This window comes from Pseudomonas brassicacearum (assembly GCF_003732265.1).
GTDB lineage: Bacteria > Pseudomonadota > Gammaproteobacteria > Pseudomonadales > Pseudomonadaceae > Aquipseudomonas > Aquipseudomonas brassicacearum_D.
In genome coordinates this window covers 1-253 of record NZ_MOBK01000253.1, presented here as the reverse complement: position 1 = coordinate 253, position 253 = coordinate 1, and the positions used below count along the sequence as shown (strand labels likewise).

At 55.7% G+C, this 253-nt stretch carries 1 protein-coding gene; it reads left to right on the top strand.

Annotation, left to right across the window (positions count from 1 at the left end; genetic code table 11):
* Positions 1-85: 85 nt before the first annotated feature.
* Positions 86-253: alpha/beta hydrolase (locus BK660_RS31125; protein ID WP_185045293.1), on the top strand; the 168-nt coding region annotated here is incomplete at its 3' end.

Sequence of the window (253 nt, the reverse complement as noted above, 5' to 3'; positions counted from 1 at the left end):
TAATAAATAGCTTCTTATTCCTTAACGAATATAAATCCCCTCCCTATACTCGTTCAGGAACAGACACGACGCAGGAGAGCTCCCCATGCGCAACGAATCAATCCGCTACCTGATTGTGCCGGGCTGGCAAGGATCGCCAGAAGATCATTGGCAAAGTCACTGGCAGAACAGCCTGCCGAACAGCGCGCGAGTCGAGCAGGCCGATTGGCTGACGCCGCGTCGTGAAGATTGGGTCGCGGCACTGGCCGAGGCG